9 protein-coding genes are annotated in these 19,269 nt (G+C 57.6%); 3 read left to right on the forward strand and 6 right to left on the reverse strand.

Going from position 1 to position 19,269, the window contains the following annotated elements; all coding sequences use genetic code 11:
• A partial coding sequence (locus BEN47_RS11955; RefSeq protein ID WP_125921642.1) for a DEAD/DEAH box helicase family protein occupies positions 1 to 907 on the reverse strand: 907 nt, incomplete at its 3' end.
• Between the two features lie 432 nt (positions 908 to 1,339).
• On the opposite strand from BEN47_RS11955, the gene BEN47_RS11960 reads away from it, so the two are divergent.
• A complete protein-coding gene (locus BEN47_RS11960) occupies positions 1,340 to 2,071 on the forward strand; it encodes a hypothetical protein (protein WP_070728647.1) in 732 nt (243 codons plus the stop codon).
• Positions 2,072 to 2,860 carry a hypothetical protein gene (locus BEN47_RS11965; RefSeq protein ID WP_070728648.1) on the forward strand — a complete coding sequence of 263 codons (789 nt, stop codon included), beginning with the start codon at positions 2,072 to 2,074 and terminating at the stop codon, positions 2,858 to 2,860.
• A 580-nt stretch (positions 2,861 to 3,440) separates the two neighbouring features.
• Here BEN47_RS11965 and BEN47_RS11970 read toward each other — a convergent pair.
• From BEN47_RS11970 to BEN47_RS11990, 5 genes are all read right to left on the reverse strand, one after another.
• Positions 3,441 to 5,057 (reverse strand): hypothetical protein, encoded by a 1,617-nt coding sequence (locus BEN47_RS11970; protein WP_070728649.1) that lies wholly within the window; start codon positions 5,055 to 5,057, stop codon positions 3,441 to 3,443.
• Between the two features lie 60 nt (positions 5,058 to 5,117).
• Positions 5,118 to 5,693 carry a hypothetical protein gene (locus tag BEN47_RS11975; RefSeq protein WP_070728650.1) on the reverse strand — a complete coding sequence of 192 codons (576 nt, stop codon included), beginning with the start codon at positions 5,691 to 5,693 and terminating at the stop codon, positions 5,118 to 5,120.
• A 13-nt stretch (positions 5,694 to 5,706) separates the two neighbouring features.
• The gene (locus BEN47_RS22870; RefSeq protein WP_070728651.1) at positions 5,707 to 6,255 is read right to left on the reverse strand and encodes a C39 family peptidase; all 549 of its coding nucleotides are present in this window, start codon (positions 6,253 to 6,255) and stop codon (positions 5,707 to 5,709) included.
• Positions 6,256 to 6,427: 172 nt separating this feature from the next.
• The gene (locus tag BEN47_RS11985) at positions 6,428 to 11,395 is read right to left on the reverse strand and encodes a hypothetical protein (protein ID WP_070728652.1); all 4,968 of its coding nucleotides are present in this window, start codon (positions 11,393 to 11,395) and stop codon (positions 6,428 to 6,430) included.
• A gap of 25 nt (positions 11,396 to 11,420) precedes the next feature.
• Positions 11,421 to 16,634, reverse strand: a complete 5,214-nt coding sequence (locus tag BEN47_RS11990) for a hypothetical protein (protein WP_070728653.1) — start codon at positions 16,632 to 16,634, stop codon at positions 11,421 to 11,423.
• 933 nt (positions 16,635 to 17,567) lie between these two features.
• On the opposite strand from BEN47_RS11990, the gene BEN47_RS11995 reads away from it, so the two are divergent.
• Entirely contained in the window at positions 17,568 to 19,061 is a 1,494-nt protein-coding gene (locus tag BEN47_RS11995; protein ID WP_125921643.1) for a phospholipase D-like domain-containing protein, read from the forward strand.
• The last annotated feature ends 208 nt before the right edge of the window (positions 19,062 to 19,269 follow it).

Here is a 19,269-nt window from a genome sequence, read left to right on the forward strand (position 1 = left end):
GGTTGTAGGCCACCTCGCGGGGCCGCTGCGGCGCGTCGCCATTCAGCTCAAAGCCCGAGCGCTCCTCGTTGCCCGCGTCGTATTCCGCCTCGCCCCGCAACATCGAGTACAACCGCTGAATGGTGGTAATGGTCACCTTGCTCACCGTGTCCAGCTGGTTGCTCGTCAGGTGCTGCACGTTGTAGAGCTCCGTGAACTTGCGCCCATCGTCCGGCGCCGTGTACTGCTGGAACTCCTGCAAGGTCTGCCGCCCTAGGTTGCCCCGGTCCACCAGAAACAGCACCCGCTTGGCCCCCGCAAACTTGATGAGCCGGTAGATGAACGACACCGCCGTAAACGTCTTGCCCGAGCCCGTGGCCATCTGAATCAGGGCCCGCGGCCGGTCGTCCCGCAGGCTCACGTCCAGGTTGCGCAGGGCCTCAATCTGACAGTCGCGCAGCCCGGCCGTCGTCACGGTCGGCAGCGTCCGCAGCCGCGCCCGCAGCGTGTGCAGCTGCCGCGTCCAGTCACGCAGCGTCTCGGGCCGGTGAAAGCCGAACACCGGCCGCGAGCGCGGCTCCGGGTCGCGCGCATCGGCAAAGCGGATTTCCTGCCCGTTGGCCTCGTAGCCGAAGGGCAGCTGGTCGGCAACCCGCTGGGCGTGCTTGGTGGCGCTGGCCTGGTAGCGCGCCGTCTGCTCGGCCACCGCGGTGAGCGAGGTGCCTTCCTTTTTGGCCTCCACGATGCCCACCAGCTTGCGGTCAATCAGCAGCGCATAGTCGGCCGGGCCCGAGGCCGTGGGGTATTCGCGCACCGCCACGCCGGGGCCGGCGCCCAGGTTCAGCTGCTTGTAGTCCTGCACCAGCCACCCGGCGGCGGCGAGTTGGGCATCAATGAGCTGGCGGGCGTGCTGTTCGGGGGTAAGCATGGAAAGGTGGGGCGGCGGTAGAACTGCGAAAGTAGTGCCCCGCCTGCCGGGAATTTAACCAAGGACAAATAAACCAGGCATCAGGAAACCACACATACAGCCAGGAACCCAAGAAATGGACGCAGGGAGGGTCAAGGGTCAGGGAAGGAACCACAAGAAAACCAAGGGGGGCAACCAGGCGAAGGAACCAGGAAAGGGATGAAGGGTACTTGTATGCTATTGTTCCCTAAATCTGCACTTTTCCCCCTTCCTGAATCAGAAAGACTGTTTTTTCTGTGAAGACAAGGGTAGGCATTTAGCAGGCTGCCGATATGGCAGCAACGCTTCAGGTCGGGACGCCGGTTAAAAGGATTGGTGGCTTTCGTATTACCAGTGGAAGGGATTCTCACCCGGTCGCCGAGAGGCAGGCCACCCACCCAACCCACTTACCCAATGCCCCGCTCCACCAGCACCCGAAACCAGAAAAAGACCATCAACCTCTTCCTGCCCGCCAACCTCAACATCAACTCCCTCAACGTGACGCTCACCGGACGCCCCGGAGCGTCGGCCCTGACGAAGGGGGTGTGCTACCTCTACCACTACATCCTAAAGCAAAGCTGCAACTCTCACAAAGAGGTGGAGTTCCAGCCCAGCTTCGTACAAGTGCCTTGCCAGGTGCTCCGTTCGTTATTGGGCAACTCCTACGTTCAAACGATAGAGTTGCTCCTCCGGGCGGGGTACCTGGAGCGGCTGGACGCCAACGAGGACGGGGAGCATTGCCCAGGCGGCTATTACCGGTCGCCCGTATACCAGGACCCCATCGCGAAGCGGTTCCGGATTCCAGTAGCGCTGCTGGGCGAAGAGAAGAGTTACGTCGTCAAGCAGGAGGTAGTCGGCAAGGCCATCCAGAACAAGTTCGCGGCCCTCAGTGCCCCCAAAGGACTGACCCTTAACGAGCCGAACCGCGCCCATGTGGGCCGGATGATGCAGAGAATCGTGCTCGTGGACACCCCGGAGTGCCGGCAGGTATTGGCGGGCCTAGCCGCGGAGGGGCGCATCAAACGGTCACCCGAGGTATACCTGGAAATGTTTAACCAGAACACGTTCCGCACCGTCACAGTCGATGGCTTTGGCCGCCGGCTCCATTCCGAGGTGGTGAACGCGCCCAGGGTGCTACGGCCCTAAATGCGCTTTCTGGACCGGTTTGACTGCCAGCTGGTGGAAATCGATTTGGTTAATTCTCAGCCGGGGCTGTTCGCGGCCATCACCCCGGCGCACATCAAGCGCTTCGCCCCCGAATGCGCCGCAGCGATACCGTTTTTTCAGGCAGTGAAGGAAAAGGAGGATTACAAACTCTTCCAGCGATTGTGCTTCGACGGCACCATTTATGAATACCTCCAGCAAGAATACAATCGTGCGTACGGAGCCAAACTGCTCAAGCTATTAACCCGGGACGATGCGAAGAATATTTTCTACGTGGGCGCCTTTTCCGATTACGATTTCATGGACAGCCAGCACGAGGTAGTGTGGGAGCAGAAGCGCGACAACGCGTTGCTGTATGGAGCCTCAGACGAGAGGGTAAGCGAAGTAGAAGACGCCTTGCACAAGGTGCGGTCGTATCAGTTGCTCGAGACGCTGTTTCCCTCCCTCATCCACCTCTTCGCCCAGTTGAAGCAACTGGACTGGGCTGCCTTGGGTGCGGTAAAGGCCCACTCCACCAACTGCCTGCTGGTGCAGCGAATCGAATCCGGGCTCATCTTCACTGTTTTCGTCAAGGCCCTGCTGGCCGCGGGCATCGAGTACGTCGTTACCCTGCACGATGCGGTGTTTCTTCGGGAGGTAGATGCGCCAAGGGCTCGCAAAATCATCGAGCAGGAGATGCGTGGGCTCGGTCTTAAGTTAAAACTTAAGGAAAAAAAAGATACCGCAACTTCGCAGTCGGAAAAGTTGACCAAGCCATTGATTGCGAGCTGAGCACTTAGGTGCTTGCCTCGGCCGATTAGCACTTGGTTGGAACTTGTTTCCGTCGGAACTACCCCAACTGCTAAATCTCGGCTTGTACCCTATGATGTACCCCAAGAATGGAAAAAGGCCTTCTGCATTATGCAGAAGGCCTTTTGAGTAGTCCGTAGGGGGCCAGAAACCATATGCTAAAGGTCTCTAGCATGATCTAGCAGCGGTTACCGAATGGCCTTCTTGATATCAGGAATAAAGTTCGGTAGCTATCAGCAACGGTCCAAGACTGCTCGAATAAATTACTGGGTCCCCTCACGGGTCCCCGGCAGCTATTGCACCAATTTTTACCTCTACAACAACCTCGGTCGCAGAAACGCTCATGCCGAATACGCCTTGAACTAACAGGACTCCGCTAGGGCAGTTACCCGGATCACGGCTAATATAGCCCGCATAAAAACGGACATTGTTTATATAATGGCCGTTCTGGTGAAAACGGTGAAAGTGGTTACTGTACTACGAAACGGCGCCTGTCCGATAATACCAACAGTTTCTACGGTGTGGGTGTACACCGCCGGGGCGACGAGCGCAGAGCTGATACTCATTTGGTGGGAGGCGTGGCGAATGAAGACTTCAGTTTGCTGATTTGATTTGTTATATCAATCTGGGTTAATTTTTGTTTTCCATCGATGGTAATTTCTTGTATTGTCAAGAACTTGACATCCTGCCCGTAAGGTAAGCGAATTATAAGTTCGCCCTCGTCTTCAATTTCTAGCTCATTATCTTCTGGCCCTTCGTCGATATAAGAAATTCTAGGGTCATCTACATTGAGCGTATGAAAAGATTTCTTGTCAGGGCCCAGTAAAGAAACTTTAAGGTCTCCTTCCTCTTGCAAATCCAAGGTTGGGGTGCTGAAAGCTCCTTCCAATTCAACTGCTTTCCATCCGGATTGGTCAATTACGAGTTTTATTAACACCACCTCCTCAAGTTGAAAAGTCGGGTTAGCACCGGGATTAACAATGACGGACTTTCCTGACCGATTATTTAGCTTGGTATACTTGGCTTCTATGCAGGACATGCATTTTTTCTGATAGGGCTGTGACACTTCGTCTCCGTCTTTCCGCATCACGCAGTTTGGTGTTAAGGTGTCAAACGAGAATCTCTTGAGTTTTATATCTGGCCCACCTTTAACTTTCACCCACTTGTTGAAGACGCGACAGTCTTTCCCGTTATTTTTCGTTTTGCATAGCGCCGCATCCGTGTATACATTGCAAGATTTGTCGGCACTTGTGCTATTATTGTACTCGTCACTAAGTGAGAATGCAGCGTGACCTATCTCGTGCATAATAGTGCCCCTTGAATCAAACTCCGTTGAAAATCTTTTGCCCACTTTCTTATCACGGCATTGAGCGTAGTTGTGAATGTAGGCGTAAATATCGAGAGGAGATCCTTTAAGAACGCTTGGGAGGTACTTTGGAAGTATAACCTTATTTTCTGTCGTTAATCCAACGTCTGCGGTTTCAGGCGTATAGTAAAAAGCCCATTCATCGCTCCTATTAACTACCATATTGCTTGATAGAATGCCCTCATAAAGAGTGGTTTCTAAATCTTTTAAAAACGCTGCTGTCTTGCTGGCGTAATGTTGCTTGCTCGGAATAAAGCAAAGGTTAAATGTTCTCGATGGAATATCGGCCGAAGCTGAGTAGATTAGGACCTCTTTATTTCCGAAAGGGGATGTGCCCGCCTGCATTCTTACGTCGCGAGACACCTTGACACCTTTTGCGCTTTCAATTGTAAACCTGTATATTAGGTAAGTGCCTTGGGGGAAGCCTTCCTCAAACAAGAAGCTGTCGCTGACTTCCTTTACGTCTGCGTAATTCCGCGTGCTAACCTGCCCCCAACGACCGTTTTGCCTCCGCGTAATTACGCGCCCTTTTTTGGCGTCTTCGGTTAGCGCGTGCTCGAAAATTTCCAAATTTATTTTTCGAATACCGTCTTTATTTTTTGCCTTCACAGAAAAATTGATAGGCTTCTTGTCTTGGGGGTGCAGAGGGCTATGCCGGACGTGCAAAAAGGTGGTTTTTTCCTGTGAATTCAAATCATTCGTGGTTAGCACTCCACGATCACCTTCACCATTATTGTCACTGTTTTTTTTATCATCACAGCCAATAAATGGCAGTGAAAAACACATCACGAGTATTGCGAAGATGTTTTTCATCGTTGTCTTAAAGCTCAGTGACGTGTAGTTAATAAACTAGCTAACACTCTGGGGAGACCATTAAGATCGCTTATTACCATCAACCGGCGGGAGCTGGCGTAAGATTTCCAGAAAATCGCCTGTGCGTAATGGCTGATTGATTACTTGCTTGTTAAGCGCTGGTTGGTTTATCGGAAGATCCTGCGTGATTAGGAACGTATGCTGCTCAGCCTCCTCATCCGCGATCCACAATGCGGTTACGTGCCAAGCTGGAACCAGCAAAAGCCTAGCCTCTCCGGTACTGTCTAACCGATCCACCGTGGTAATCGCCCGATCAATCGCCTCGGCGAGCGGCGACCGGAAGACGGCGAATACTTGCCAGTCGGCCGCTTTAGGTCCGTAAATGCGGCTTCTCGCAAACCCGATTGGGCTCCCGCCCTGGTGGATCTGGTGGTGCCACTGGCCCAGCGGATTAACTGGAGTGAGCGCATTGGGCGCAAACACATCGGCAGCTGTCAGCATCCAGACCGGTAGTCCCTCGGCAATTTCCAATTCTTCGGCCTCACCAAACTCAACTACTCCCAACTCGATGAATTCCGCGATTTGCTGAGCAATGAGCCTGGTAGTTAACTCGTTGAGTGTAGATAGCGTAGCCATGGTTTCAAGTTAATTAGCGCTGAATCCCTACCCAGGTGGCATCCCATACCCCCTGACCGTAGGCAGTTTGTAAATCGCTGTAGTTCATGCCTCCCGAGCCTACAGCTGGGTCATTGACCCGCACCACCTGTCGGCCACTGAGGCCGATCGCATCAACCACGAGTACCACGTGTCCTCCCCCGCTTCGCCAGGCTAGACCTACCTCCACCGGCCGACCGGCACCGATTTCTAACACCAGCGTACCGAACCCCTCGGCCCTGGTACTGTAAGACGACCGCAGCCCGTAGGCAGTAAGCAGCTGGGAAATGCGAGCGTCTGGTAGGGGCTGGTTACAGATGGTCGAGCTCGGGATTTGACAGCAGGCGGTTTGACCGAATGCCCAATTGGCAAGCTGGCACTGGGTGACGCCGGGGTTGCCATAGTAATACAGGAGCATATCGGCGCAGGCAGCCCAACACCAGTTTGACTGCTCCTGCATAATCATCGGCACGTTCAGCGCCGCGACCCTCAGGATCCCATTACCGATAGGAATGACGGTTTTCGTACTGACTCTGATAGGCATTAATCGTACAATGAGTTGGTAATAGCGTTCGCGGGCGGTAGCCCGTTTTCCGCTGGCCCTTAAAGAAGCGCAGCACGTAAATATATGTAGTTGTGGTTAACTTTCACCTATGCGCGGCCATTCCGCGTACCCCGTTGTCGTCGCCGGCCATACCGCCAGAACAGCCACATTTCTATGATTTGAAGACCGTGCTACTCCGCTCCTGCAGGTTCGGGATCTGACTGGGGATGAGGGGAAGCCCCGGATACATGCGTTGACCATTCGCATCCGTTTCGAACATCAGATCTTCGAGCGCTTTGAGTCCAACGGGATCCTCATTGTGCCAATCTACTTCGTAAACTACGACCTGTAGATCGGGCCGGTAAAAGAGACCGCCAAGGCAACTCGGAGTTTCCAAAGAAATCTGGGCCTCGACGATAGTATCCGGGCGCAGAGTCGTATCAAGCTGGATTAGGTCCGCGGGGAGCAGATGGTGGTAGTAGACTGCCTGGGGTTCCAGGGAGGCCGGTGGGTCTATCGCGCGTCCATCAAGCAGGAGCTGCCAGCGCGTTAATCGCGAAGGCAACAGTTCCCACACATCGCCATACGTATTCTGCTTGACGGCGAGGAGAAATTGGGTGGCGAGTTGGCGTGTCGGCTCGCCTTCGCGTTCGCGTACGAAAAGACTAGATAGTGAACAAGCTACCGAGAACCACTTATCGTGCGTGTTTCGGAAGAGCACGTATGGATTGCGGAAGGTGCGCGACGGAAGGATCGAGAAGAAATCAACCTGGGTCGGTACCGAGAAACGTAAGTCGTGTGCGAAGCGGTCGGCCGAGTCAATAAAGTGAAGTGGTGTCGGCTGGAACTGTTCATTGTAGTTGGCAGAGAGCGGTTGGTGCGCCATCAAACTGAGCCGCACAAGCGCATTATGCAGCTCGGAACCGGCTCGGTTGCGGAGGTTAAACTGCACGTCAATGTACCAGAGCGCCTGGGCTGAATCAAACTGCGGTAGATACGAAATAACGCCAACCCGGCCGACCTCGGGGCCCTCCTCGGCAACATCGAAATAGGGCGCGAAGGTGTTCAAATACTCTGGTTCGAGGTCCTGGGCATCAATACAAAATGAGTAAGCTGGGAGCTGACTATCGTTCGCGGAATCGGTGGGTAAACGGATACGGGCCCGGGGATCTAAGAATGCGTCGGTTACGGAATCGCTGCCTGCCTGCGCCGTCCAGTTTCCCAGGTACTTAGCGTATGCACTTTCAGTAGCCCGTACCGGAATAGCGATCCTAGCGCCGTGCCCAGTTACTTTGTCTGGTTTTTCTATGACGATGCGCGCGCGCCAGCCGTTTGTATCGCGTTGCAGGCCTCGAGAGTCGGTATCTTCAATGTAGACGGGGAGGATTTTGTTGATGCGGGGCTGGGCCGGCTTTGCATTATTAGCCAAAAAACTGGCTTCATAAATTTGCAAGCCGGTGGCGTGGCCCCACTGACCGTGCTCGGAGAGCCGGTACTCCGCCGACCATGTCCCAAAGGTGTTTTTTTCATCCTCGGTCGGCTCGCCGGCGCTGAAATATCTCCGGAATTTGCTCGCGTTGCGCACCCGTAGCACCATATCGGTGTGGTGTGGAATGTCGATGGCCGGATCCGAGGCAAATTTGAGCAACTGCCAGCAGAGACGCTGGTAGTCACCGGACTCCGCGTTGGTTACCAGCTCCGGCGTGGTAACACCACCCGCAAAATCAATCGTGCCGATGCGCAGAAAGCCCCCCGTGGGCGTTTTCGTGGAAACGGATTGGCGTTTTCGCTCGATACTGCGCGTCGGAAGCGCGCCGCCGCCGCTGTAGTCGTTCCAGAGGGCAAACAATTCCAACTCGCCGGTGGGAGCCACCTCGGGTAAATGCCTCCCTTGCTGGATATTTAGGTGCTCGTAGTGCAGATTTACGAGCGCAGTAAAAGCCCCCGGAAGGCGGGCGGGTGCGGGATCTGGTGCGAGCGGTAGCAGCGCCGCGGCGCGAGCAGTGGGCGGGGTGGTAATAATAGGGTCGTAACGGCGCAGGGCTACGTGCTGCACCTGCGGTTGCACGATCGGCTTTTGGCAGGCGTGCGTAAAGGCTAACGGAGTAGAGAGGGCTTGGTGGGGATCGGCGAAGTACGATTGGCCCTCCCGCTGGAGCGGGCGTAACTCACCACCGAGCGCCTCAACTAGCGCCACTTTGTGCTCCTGGGTTGTCAGGCGGGCCGGCTGGAACAGGTCGGGGTCGAAGGGCGATTCCGACGGCTCATACGTGGCGGTTGCCTGCGCAAAGAGCTGGCTCCCCGGGCGTACCCGCACGGTAAGCACTCGCTGGCGGGAGTCGCTCACGATTTTGCAGTCGATCTCGTCGGGGCGCTGGTCTTTGGTGAGCACCAAGCGCCACGGCCGCACCGCCGGGTAATCCGCCAAGTCGAAGGCGCACAATTGCAATGGGTATTCCAGTTCACTGGCGGTCAACAGGCCTTCTTCATCGAGATAAAATTTGATTTGGAAGCCGTTGGCGAGCGGATCGGGCAGGTAGTTTAGGTGGCCCGAATACACCGTCGGCTGCTTGATGCCCCCGCAATACCGCTTACAGCCGGCCTTGCATCCGAGCACGGGAAGATCGTCGCTTCTGGATTTGCTGCGCTCTTTACAAATTTTCTGATTATCAGCAAACTGTTCCTCTGACCCTACTTCGCACTGGTACTTTAGGAACCAGCGGTGTTGCTCGGATCCAAGCATCTGGCGCCATTTCGGGGCGCTCCAGAGTAAGGTTTGGTATTGCGGGAGCCGCGGTGGTAGTAGATAGCGCTCGCAGTGGGCATTGTTGAGCCGCGCACCCAGTTCACTGCTTCGTACCACGAGTTGTTGGTGGCTTTCGCCGAGGCGGTGGGGGAGCAACTGGTTGCCGGTGGGGGTGTAGATTGTTGCTGCCAGACTGACGATCAGCTCGCCGAGATGTTCCTGGCGGTAAAATGGCGTCACTGGAGAGGCGAACCGCTGCAGGGCGTTGTCTTTCGGCGCGGCGCGCACGCGCGCCGCCGCCGGTACGTATCCGTTGCCGTACTGCACGAGCGCGAGGTACTCGTATCCCTGGTGCGACCCGGTAAAGCGCAGCTTAACTTCTTCGGCGTCGTTTACTTCACCCGCGCGAACCGGCTTGTGCCCTATCCGCCTGACTAGATATTTCGGTGTCGTTGTTGCGCGCGTAAAGGGAAAGTAATCGATGCCGAAGGCCGCGGCGGTATTTTCGTAGATCGCCGTCAATTCGCCGGGTGTTGTATCAGTCTCCTCGTCGAGCGCTGACACCTGGGCCAGGTCCATATCCACGGCGAGCTGCTGGTGGTAGGCGGAAGCTTGCTGCTGATCCTCCCTAACGACGCGCGGATCGCCAGGGGGAGGCATTGGCGCGTCGAAATGACGCATCGGATGGCGAATGGCGAGGTTGGTGCCGTCGTAAGTAAACAGGAATTGGTCGGCGAGCGTCGTGAGTTGCGCCGGATTAGTGCGTTGCGGGTCGGGAATGGCCACTCCTTGGCCGAAGCTAATGCCGGCGTGTCCGACTTCGTCATAGCGGACGGGCTGCTTGGGGGTGTGCAGAGTTTCGCGGATTTCAGTCAGCGGGTACCAGTGCGTAAGCGGTACGCTGGGGGACCCTGGCGCGTCCTTCGGCGGCAACTGGACTTTGCGGACGTACACGGCGTACCCCGTCGTTAGGTCAGGCTCCAGCAACGCTGCGTCGACCTCCGGCCCCTCGGTAGGTTGCGGAGGGGATAGCAAATAGAGAACGTGACCCTTAGTCTGCTGATTGGTGGTGTGGCTGACGCCCCGGCGAATCCCGGCGCGGAATTGATTGGTCGCGGCCTCATGCGCTAGCGTAGCAGGGCTGAACAGCGCGCGTTTCGCTGTCGGCTGGCGGGATAAGGCGGCGAACGCAGCTTCGGCGGCCCGGTAGTCAGGGCCTGCGGATATCGCCTTCAAGCTAGCCGCGATCAACCGGGCATCAGCGGCGGCCGTCGCGAGCGCGTCGCTCGCAGCCCGCACCACCGCTTCGGGTTCCGTGTGCAGAATGCGGCAGTTGTTGAGCAGTCGCAGCACTCCCTCCTCCGAATTCGACTTTTCGTGGGGTGCTACCCACGTACGTGGCACGCCCGAGCCATCGAAATCCGCCTCGAAGCGGAGGCCCGTATCGCGCGGCACAAAGTACGGGCTCTCCGGCGGGGTTGTGTCGCCTTCCAGAGTTGGCGGGATTTGGAGCCGTACGACGACCTGCTTCCCCAGCAGGGCATGGGCGTCGGCAACATCGACGAGTACGTCCACGACGGAGCCTAAACTCCGCCGTAAGTGCGGCGAAGCGCCTAATAGGTCCAGCCCGGCCTGCACGTACGAGGGCTTCCCAGTGAACACCACCGCCAATGCTGCCCGGTACTGGCGAACGCTCGCCAGCGCCTCGGTGAAGGCGTTGCTCTCGGGCGGATATGCGTTGGGAGCTATTTCTCGAGCTTTCTTGCGGGCCTTGTCATTCCGGACGCGGTTCCGCTCCTCTGACTGCTCGGCGACGGCAGTAATCTGATTGAGCAAGTCGGCCGGAAGTTGGGCGAGGCCACTGGTCTGGATTTCGCAAAATCGCTGCAACACGCTCGCCACCGTGGGGGATCCCGTCCGTAAAGGTGATGCAGGTACCGTAGGCGGACCAACCGTCTTCTCGAAGCGATTTCCCACAATCAGGGCGCTGTCGGGCAACCCAACCACGGCTTGCGCAGCGTTCGCCTCGCGCACTAATCGGTTGCTTCCCTTAACCTCGCTAGGGAAGAAGTATTGAAACAGCTCGCGCGATTCCGGATCTACCGAAAAGGGAGATGCTACTGGTCGTATGGGAACAGGCCCCGCAAGGCCGACCAATTCAATGGTGGGAATCGCGCCGGTTACGGGGGGACGCAGCAAGCTGTCCAACTGCGCGTGGAATGCGATTACACGATTCCACCACCCAACGGTTGTTTTGGTGTCCTCACTTTCCTTGAAAACGGGATGATTGGAATTTAGCTCGAAGACGAGCGAGAGGCGGAGCGTGCGGGCGTCAACGAACCCGTTGGGCACCACCATTGCCTCGAAAATATGGTCGGTCGCGGAAGTTGGCATAAGAATGTGCGGAAACCTGCGGGGTTTAACAATAGAGATCACAGAACTGCTGGTACTCCGCAGGGTCCATTACCTGGAATTCGTCTTCCCAAGTTGGGAGCGCCGCGGTACGCTTCAGCGCCTCGCGCAAGGAGGCCCGTGACAGGCCATCAATGGCGGTGGCCGCTGCCAGTTGCTGCTGAAACTTCGAGGGATTGCCGGAATCGCGCGGGCGTGAAGAGGCCCCCGCGAGTTGCTTCTTGTAGACTTTGGAAAAGCCCTTTTTTACAATCCCGACCCTAAACGAGTAGCTCACCAAGCACTTCCCCTCCACGTAGCTGCCCTGGCTGCGAACGCCCATATAGAGCCGCGCCGACACCGACACAATCCACACCTTTAGCGTCCCCTCGGCGATGAAGTATCCCTCCATCGTTACCTCGCGGTTGAGCTTACGGTAATACAGTCCCGCCATAAAGCGGACCTCGCCGCGTGCCGGCCCGAGGGAAAACCCGAGAATGGCGCCCATTTCGAGCGCCATCTCGATGCCGACGATACCCTGCGTGGGCGAAACCGAAAGGCTGCAGTAGAACTTGCCTCCCAAGATACCCGCCGCAACGGTTGCCTTGCGCTCGGGTAGCGCAAGGCGAAAGTTGAGCAGCAGCGGCTTGCGGTTGAAGTAGAGGTCGAGCGTTATGCCGAACGAGATGTCGGTGAACATAAAGCCCGGCGCGGACACGCCAAACGTGGGCGACTGGTACGCAATTGTGACCTTCTGCTCCTGAATTAACGACAGAAAGGCGTCGATTAACCCAGCTAGCAAATCCTGTAGAGCTTGGATGAACGCCAGCGGACCCTCGAACCGCACTCCTCGAATCCTCACGTCGAGGTCGGGGCTACGGCCCGACCCCGCTTTGAAGCTTACGCGCTCAAAATCGACGTTTAGCACCCCCAGAAAACCGATAGCGAAGTCCGTAACCTGGGTGTCAGTATTGAACTGGATGCTCGTCTGCACGGCGGGCAGGTGGCTGGCGTCGAGCTGTACGGTCGTGCTCGAATGCAGACGCAGCGCAGTGGCGGGCTCTCGCTGCGGAATAAAGCGAATGAAGCCGAGGTTTACGTCGGTGAAGCCCTTGGTTTGCCAGTCGTACTTAAGCTCCTGGCGCACCGGCGTCTGGAGGAAGCGGCGCACTTCCTCGTAGGCGGCAACCGCCTCCTGGATCTGACCCGCGCCGGGCAGGCGCGCTACCTGCTTGCGAAACTCAGCCTCAACCTGCGCCAAGTAGCCCTTAGCGAAGGCTTCGGCCCGCAGTTGGAAATCTTCGAGGAGCCTTGCCAGCTCCTTATTTCCTTTGTCTAGTTGGTCTAGAGCCAGCTCGTACGGCTCCAGCAGGGCTTTGTATGCGGGGGTCTTCTTCAGTTTATCCCACGCGGCAGCCTTAATGGTCTCGAATGCTTCGCCGTCGAGTTCCGGCAGTCGTAATAGGTTGCCGATTGCCGCCTCGGCCGCAGTCGGTGACAGATGATAAGTGTCGAGCAACTGCTGGTAGCACAGTTTACTTGAGTCAATACAGTCTGTACGGTTTTTAACCCACTCGTCGACGGCATCCTGGCCAATGTCGGTCAACAGGCGCGAGGTGCGGAGCAAGTCGTCGGCCTGCCGGCGGAGCTGGTCGGCGTGCTGGCGGTGAAAGGCCACTTCGCGCTGGATGCTCAGGCGCACCAGGCCGAGGGCACGATCCCACTGGAGCAATTTGGCAGAGTCAGTTACACTCTCCAGGTAAGTCTTGCGTAACGCGTCGTACTGCTGGATGAGGTACGTAACGGACGCTAGCGTTTGCGCCGGCAGCTCGGCGGGTACGCTGCCGAGCAGCGCCTTCGTCAAGTCGCGCATCTGCGCGGCGCGCTCGACATCGGTGCGCACTTTTTGCAGCTCGGCCACAACTTGCTGGCCCGCAGCTACCAGGTACGCCTGGGTATCCGCCCGCGCTTTGGGTTTGGTAAACCGGGCCAGCTCGCGCGCCGCCTCCGAGCCGACTAACGCCGCGGGCGTTACGGCCTCGACAACCGTCTTAATGATTTCTTCGAGGAGCGTGGAAAAGGCCGTGTCCGCAGCAAGGGCCCAGTTCGTCGGTAGGAAATACGGGCTGGAAAGTCTCACGAGCTGAGCCCGCGCCGCGTCGGCCTGAGGAGCCACGTTCAGGTAGGCGTTCACGTAGGGGTCAAGAGCGCCCACCAGCGCGAAGCGGAGGGCGGCCAGCTGGCGCTGGACCTCCTCAACGGGCGCACTCGCTTTGATCTCGGTGATGAAGCGCACGCGCGCTTCTTCGAGCCGAACCATCGCCAGGGTCTTAAGTCGGTCGAGGTCGGGCAGCTGCGCGGCGAGGCGAGCGCGTGCCTGTTGGAGACCCTGTTGCAAGGTCGGCAGCAGTGCCTGCGCTGTGGCAAGTTTGGCCTGGAGATCATTGATGACAGTCTGCGCTTTATTAACGGCGTCCAGAGTCTGTTTAATGACCGGATTTTTTAGACTATTGACCGTGTCGGCGAGCGCCTCTAGGTCAGCGTTGAATTTGTTCTGGGCAAATTGGGGCGTCTCCTCTGGGTCGAGCGATTCACGCAAGATGCTGACGAGCTTGATTCCGCCGAAAAGCTCGGCGGCGTCGCCGTTGAGAATCTCGATCGGCCGACGTGCCTTTTGGAGGAGCTCTGAGACGTTGCCCAGGACTTTCTGGGCCGGCAGGCCAATGTTTTGCGCCGTACCCGCTACCCTCGCCAGTACGGGGTCGGGGTTCGCGATTCCGCCCAGCCGGCGGCCCGGCTGCGAGAAGACGGCACGGATATTTGTTATGCCCTTGTGCAGGTCGGCGTAACGGCCACGTACGTCGTCTGTCGCCCGCAGGACCACGCCATTGAGCTGCCTAAGCTCCTGCTGGAGAAACGCGTCGGTGTGGCGCAGCATAAGCCGCAGCTCCCGGTTCGGCCCGGCGAATTTGGTGGCCAGAAACTGCTCTTCATATTCAAGCAACGACGGCAACTTCTGTGCGCTGAAGCCCTGTACATGATCGATGTAGGCTTTTATCTGCCGAATTTGGGGGTAAATAATGTGCTCCGCCGTGTCGAAAATGTTGACGTTCGGGTCAGGGCTAGGCTTGACGACGTGGTAGTAGTACTCGACCCAATCGGTCGCCAGCCGGTTTGGCTTATTCAGAGCCTCGTCGTCAGCCGAGACTAGGCCAGCCTCATTGGGAGCGGGCGGTGCATCTTCGGTTAAGGCGATAACCTTTCCGTGGAGTGGGAGGCGGTATCGGCCGTCGTCCTTATTGCCTAAGTAAAAGGATGACGTCGGATCCTTGAGCAGGCTTTTGATGTTGGCGTTAGCACCGGACGGCTCGTCGCAATTCTCCGCTCCGAAAAAATCGCGTCGCAAAAACTGTATTGTATGCGAAACGTCTTCCGAAATAGGGTGCCCATTGGCGTCGTAGTAACGAAATGGTACCTGGATGAGATTGTCGTACGCATCCCGATGCGCTGGATTTCCGATCGGCTGGCTGCCTTCCTTCCGGACCCAAAAGCATTTTCGCTCCTCGGCGCTGCAGGCACCCATCGGGTCAATATTGGGCATTGGCGTCTTCGGGGCGGCCACCCGCCGGAAGCAGAGCTGCGCCGGCTTGAAGTGCTTCGGCACGCCGGGTTTGCCCGGGCTCGCTTCTTCAAACTCCACGAACGGCGAATTACTGGTATCAGCGCGGGGGGCAAGTGCAAATTCTTTATCGGATTCCACGAACTCGATAGATTCCTTGTACTCCATAAAGGAGCGGCCCCCTCGGATGATCCGCCGGGCCTGTCGCACATGCACCGCTTTCAGGTCTACCGGCGCCACCACCCCGATGTGGGCTACTTTGATGAAGTTATCGATCCCGTCCTGGATGTGGTGCTCGTACTCAACCAGCGATATGCTAGCGGGTAGGGTGGCCGTATCGTAGTTACTGTAATGGTACTTGAACGAGCCACCCCGCCCACCAAGGATGAAAGCCGAGGGTACCTTAATGTCGAAGCGCTCGGCGAGAAAGTCAGATGCTAGCTTTTCCCCGCTATTCGGCGGACAGTCGCGTGGCTGCGCTCCCGGCGAGCTGGCCAGCTGATTGAGCACCAGCAGCTGCTGTAAGTCCTCGGGGCTGGGGAGTAGATAGGCCTGTTCGGTAACGGGCTCGTCTTCACACTTCTTAGGTCGCTCGTTTCCGATTGGCGGCTGGAGGTACCCGAGAAGGCGCAAGCCAAGCTGAAATTTTTCTGGAGTCGGCAGGGTCGGTGCCCCTTTGCCCTCCTCGTCAACGTCGGCAAGCGCGGCGGCCGGTTCCGCCGGTGCGCCCACGTTATAGGCTTGCGGGGGCTGCGTAACCCAGGGGGTCGCGGTGGCGCCGTAGGTATAGTACGCCTGCCACCCTTCCGTTACGCTCCGGTGGACCGGGACACCCGCCCGGGTGAATGGGTAGCATTGCCGCGCGGTCGTGCCCGGTAGCGCGTGTCCATTGGTGACGAAGTGGCCTTGGAAAATTTGGGTGGGGGAAATATGCGGTGGACGGCGCAGCAGGAAGCTTAAAAGGGAGCCAGCGGGCGCGTCAATTACCGAAACAGGAGGGTGAACCGCTAGGCTGTGTTGGCCGTGCAGTAACCCCTTTAACAACCAGTTGTAGTAAGCAAACGAGTAATGGCGCGGTCTGCTCGTGCCCGTTATTTCTTCTATCGAGCGGGCGGCGTCACTATTTCGGTAGCTTGGCCAAAGTTTGGCAAGCGCCGGCTCGTTAGCCGCGACAAGGCGGAAGCGTGTCATATCGTCCCAAGCCAGTAACGCGGAAAGGGTGCAATCCAACTTCCTACGTAGGGAGCGTCCTTTCTGCAGTTGGGGCCAGAGCTCAAAAACCAGAAAGGATGGCCCCGACTTCCACGCCCGCTGCTGGCCCGGTGGCGACGTATCACCGGGTGCATAGTGCGCGTATTCGTGCAAACTCTGACCGGGAATTTGCATAATTAAATATGACTGGCCCGCTGCTACGGGGCGCAGGTGGTGGTGACGGCGCTCCACGTTGACACCGTAAAAAAGCAGGTCGCTGCCATTGATGGTTCGCAGGCTAAAGAGGGGGGCCCCTTCTAGAGGTGTCGCTGGCGGATCCCGCTCTTGCCCGAAGGCGTCTAGTAGGGTGACGCCCACAAGGCCGCCGCTCAGTAGTAAAAGAAATTCCCGACGGGTTTGGGTTTCTAGCATCTGGCGCGAAGCGGGTATAAGCTGATGAGATGTCGTGCTATCCGGTATTCCCCAAAGAAAAGCGACGGCGCAATATAGACTTTCATACGTTAGTCGGTAGGCCTATTGAGCGCGCAAACAGGTTTTATGAATTCGGGTGATGACGCCCTCTTACTGAAAGTCCCAAACAGCAGTACCTAATAGAGACCAACTCTACCAAACCCGGGCCAGTCACTGATGAGTTAGAGTCCTCCGCGGCCGACACTAGCGAAGACTCCGACCCGGAGCCGGCCGTCCCCAACCTGTTCGCCGCCTACGAGGCTTGGGGCCAGGCCCGGGCCGACCGTTTGAGTCCGCGCACGCGGCAGGCAACGCGACCACACTGCGGCACCTGCGCGCCTTCGGGCAGACCACCGGCTACCCGGTCTCGCACACCTCACTCCCGTCTTCGCTACGCGCTTCACTGCCTACCTGCTGGCCACACCGCGCCTGACGAACAACTCACTGACTAAGGTACTCACCCGCCTCAAGGCCTTCCTGCGCGACGCCCAGGCCCAGGGCCAAGTGCCGTCCCAGGAGCGGCGCTTCCTGGCCTGGAAGCGCCGCGAGTTAGCCATCGTTACACTCAGTCCCGCAGGGCTGGAAATTATGTTCTAGGAAAGTCTAGGGTAATCTATCTGCGGTTAGGAAGTGGTTTCCTGATATAAAAAGGAGAGTGCAATCAATATTAAAAGACAACTTGGGGCTAGCCGAATGGTCCAATGGGTCCCCAGTTCTGAGTGTTTGTAAAGAACATGATTAGTCGCCGTGAGTCAGTAAAAAGCGCAGCCGTTACTGAAACCGGTCAGTCTGCGAGGAGCTGAAGCGTAAGTTTGTTGGGGGCACCATCCCAGGTGGTTCTCGTTTCCAAGAATCATAATTTGTGCTCTGTGCACATCGGCTGATTAAAGACCTATGCCAAATCTACACGCCGAGCTACTGCCGCCACAGTGGGGCACGCATCAGGACCGTTCCATCGTCGCCCGCCTCAACAAAACCCTCGACGCGGCTACCGCCCTCTATGCCAGTGTTGCCTTCTGGACCATCGTGCCCGGCTATCTCAGCTCCCGGCTTCAGCAGTTGCTAAGCCGAGCACCCTCGTTTTGCTGCGTCGATATGCACGGCAACGCCCGCGGTGGCACACGAGTCGAACGGTTACGGGCGTTCCACGAAGCTGGAGCAACCGAGCTGTATTTGTTTCTGCGTAAGGTAGCTGGCTCGTCAGAGCTGGGTCTTAACCGGTATTTGCTGCATACCAAGCTGTTGGTCTTCGACCTGCCTGGCGGCCAAGCCGAGCTATGGGTAGGCAGCCACAACTTCACGGTTTTTGCCCTGGGAGGTGGCAACCGCGAGGCCTCGCTGGTGCTCACCCTAAATCGCCGTGCCGGCCTCTATCGCCAAGCCAAAGCTTACCTGCTGGCCCTGCGCCAGCAATGCCATCGGTACGACCCCAACTTGTACGACCAGTACCTGGAGCTACAGGGAGAAGACGACCAGCCCGGGATGGAGTGCGCCGTCCTGCCCTTACTTTGGGACTCACAGAAGCTCAGTGCCCGGGGCATGACCCTGGCCGACCAGACGGCCCTACTGCTCACCCGCGACCAGTTAACCGGCGAGCGCCTCACCACGCATTTTGGTGGCCGAAAGCCCCTCCTGGTATGGGCCTACGATACGGCTACGGGGCAAGCCAGCTACTGGACGGCCGAAGCCCTCAATGCAGCCCGCATCAGCGACCGGCGCAGCGCCTCTTCGGCCATGCGTTACGACCATCCGCTGGTCATCACTATCGGGCACGGCGAGTTGCCCGAATTGCGCCCCCGCGAAGGAGAGCTAGGCCCCGATTTGCTGCGCCAGTTCAAACACGCCTTCAGCTTGTACCTCACCGCCGACGTAACTGACCGCTACCAACTGAAGCCGCTGCCAACCGAAGAAGCGAAAGCTCGATGGGTAGTAGATGCTACCGCCACGCAAGCCTTAGACCAAGTGCGGACCCAGGAGTTGGCACTGCTGGCCTATGCTGATGTTCCGGAACGTCCAGTTCACGCACCCGATTTCCGCAACCCCGGCTCGCCGCCTGTAGCCCGGTGGGAAAAGGAATTGGAGCGCGTCAACCGGGGACGCCGCGATTCTTCCGCTGAGCAGCGCACCCCCGCCCCGCCGATAGTGCTGCGCCCAGAATTCCGTCCCGCTGAAAAACCAGAAGCACCCGACCCGCTGGCCGACCTGCTGCGCCGGCTGGTGCCCGCCACTGTCGCCCGGCAGCGGCTGCGGCAACGCCTCGGCCAACCCCTGCAGGCCGAGCTGTTTACTGACCCCATGCCAAGCGCGCTCACTTTCTTGAAGCACGAAGCGGCTAGCATCACCCTGTCCAAGGTGCTACTGCGGTACTTGCTGTTACACAAGACTTAACTGGTTCAAGTCAGATGCTGTATTCAAATTTATTGCTTCCTATAGACATAGAAGTGCAAGCACGTTGGGGAACCGTTTTTATAAAGAACATGATTAGTCGCCGTGAGTTAGGAAAGAGCGCAATCGTTGCTGTAGCCGGTCAGTCTGCGGGGAGCTGAAGCGTATGTTTGTTGGATACACCACCCCAGGTGTTTCTCATACCCAAGAA

This window comes from Hymenobacter lapidarius, from assembly GCF_001816145.1.
Lineage (GTDB): Bacteria > Bacteroidota > Bacteroidia > Cytophagales > Hymenobacteraceae > Hymenobacter > Hymenobacter lapidarius.